The 2,292-nt window shown below is 62.4% G+C and carries 2 protein-coding genes and 1 pseudogene; 1 reads left to right on the plus strand and 2 read right to left on the minus strand.

Annotated elements, in window-relative coordinates:
• Positions 1-347: pseudogene (locus tag Q0627_RS07645) on the plus strand (hypothetical protein); the annotation flags it as partial.
• A 176-nt stretch (positions 348-523) separates the two neighbouring features.
• Here Q0627_RS07645 and Q0627_RS07650 read toward each other — a convergent pair.
• Complete coding sequence (locus Q0627_RS07650) at positions 524-1,351, minus strand: hypothetical protein (RefSeq protein WP_291020382.1); 828 nt, start codon at positions 1,349-1,351, stop codon at positions 524-526.
• Positions 1,352-1,362: 11 nt separating this feature from the next.
• The gene (locus tag Q0627_RS07655) at positions 1,363-2,124 is read right to left on the minus strand and encodes a helix-turn-helix transcriptional regulator (RefSeq protein WP_291020384.1); all 762 of its coding nucleotides are present in this window, start codon (positions 2,122-2,124) and stop codon (positions 1,363-1,365) included.
• Positions 2,125-2,292: the final 168 nt, after the last annotated feature.

Raw genomic sequence — 2,292 nt, forward strand, 5'->3', positions numbered from 1 at the left:
ACGGCCATGTGTATTCTGAACTGATCTGGGCGGTGCTTTCAGGGGCTGCCCGAGCCAAATGGGAGCGACTTGTGACTGCTACAACGTGGGAGTACCAATCCCCCTTCGCCCGGAAATACTACGGCGAAGGCAAAGCCGAGGGCAAAGCTGAAGGTAAGGCCGAGGGCAAAGCTGAAGGAAAGGCCGAAGAGGCGGCAGCCGGTGTCCTGACGGTGCTTCGAGCCCGAGGTATCGACGTGCCCGATACTATCCGCGACAGGGTGCAACACTGCGAGGATCTTGACACGCTCGAGATGTGGCTAAGCCGGGCCGCCACAGCGGAGGCCATCGGCGACGTCTTCGACTGAGAACCGCTGGGACGACCGCATGAATCTGCGCTCGCAACGTATGGCCAGGGAACCAATCCTTGGTGCCCGATACTTGTGACGGTGGTGCCTCAGCGATCTCGTCTGCCGTACGACCTGCCTCATAGCCTTGTGCGTGGGATAGGCGGGTGAGACGAACCACTGCTCGCGGATGCAAGTCAGAAAGAATCACGCCACTCGCTGAATACCCGGTCGATCTCAGCAGGGTCGACAAAAGTATCGAATGCTACCTTGGCTCGTTCGGCACTCACCGGATCACGAACGACATCAGCAGTCCACTCGACGCTCTGGCGGACATTGGCACCGACCTGCGGGTGATCGACAAACCGTGCGATTTCGCGGACAGTTTGGTCAGCGGCGGCGACTGCCGCGAGGCGCCACAGGTCACCAAAATCCTTGTCGCGGACCGGCCCCTTGCGTGGGTCTCGCATACGTTCGCCGATCTTCGACCCTTTGGCCAGAATGAGTGCCGGGATCCCGGCAACGAAGATCTCCACCGACAGTTCTGGGTCGGCGAAGTCAGTGATTGTCATGGGCGACCGGTTGAACGAGGCGAGTTCCAGCCCGACGGCATTGCCGACTGCGAGCTTGCCGTGGGCAGGTTGCAACGTCGGCACACCACGCCTGGTACGGCTCGAAGCGCCTGAAAGCCCATGCGGTGCGAGCAGGTCGATCTTTTCCCGAAACCCTCGCCTTCCATCCGCCTCGTCGTATCGTTCTCGACCCCACAATCCTGGTCGCGCGGTAGTTCGGTGCTCGTAGCCGGCCTGCGCCAGCAGTGTCTCGATGCTCGGCACATCACCAACCAGGCCGGGCGTCACGCCCAGATCGCCGTCACCGGTAGGCATCCTCGGCGCATCAAGGTCCATAGTCCGCAGCAGGACCGCGTGAGCTCCGACCAACGTCAGCGACTCGGAATGGGCAGCAAGGACGGCGACCACGTTGATAATCGCGCGACGACTCCATTCGATCTCGGTACGCGGCACCCTGATCTCCATCACGCCACTCGCCGCCCCAACAGAATGTCGGCCTGTTCGGGCATTCGGTCGATACCACCGTAGGCATCGATGACGACCTGATCACGGGCCGCGACAACGACCCCGTCGATGTCCGCTCGGCCGAGTTCATTCACCCCGTCGAACGCGATCAGGGTGCATTTCATCCCGAATGATTCCGGCTGCTTGCGCTCAAGTCCGATCACCGCGGCTGCGCGCGCGACGTCTTCGACGTAGAGAACAGGCCACGCCTCTCCCGCGCTCGACCGGTAGCAGTTCGCTCCCGCATCACCTGTCAGGGCGTAGTCGACATCGGCAGCAGCAAGGGCCCCGGCAAGTTCGATCGCCGACAGACCGGCGTTGAAGTCAGTTGCTCCGGCCCTCCGGGTGAGACGAGCCGCACGGCCCGCACGGAACATCAGATCAGCATGTTTACCTGTGATCACCTTGCCCGTCCCGTCGACAAGTCCGACGCGCGCCCACCTCTGCCGCCACGCTTCAACACCGGGGCCTACCTTGATGTCAAGCGTCGGGTCGAGGGCCAGTCGCGCAGCCGCGATCGCAGACGCGTCGGCCACCCCGGTGAAGCCGATCGGCTCCCCGAGCACCGCCATGATCTCCTGCGCCAAGTCGAACGACGGACTCACCGCACCGGACTCGATCCGCGTGATCGTCGTCGGGGCAACACCGACCAACGCCGCGAGTTGTCGGGCGCTGAGACCGTTCACGCGCCGCAGCATCGAAATTCGCCCGGCAAGATCCACCCCACGATCGTACCCTCGTGTTGCACTTATGCAACACCAATACCGCAGTTGTAGGTTTCATCAACCCACCGGGATCTAGCGCTTGTGCCATCGAGCACGATCGATGTCGTAGCCAACTCCTATCCTCACCGGTATGGTTTCGATGCGCCACGAGGCGATCGTCGAGTT

It is taken from the genome of uncultured Gordonia sp. (genome assembly GCF_937858515.1).
Lineage (GTDB): Bacteria > Actinomycetota > Actinomycetes > Mycobacteriales > Mycobacteriaceae > Gordonia.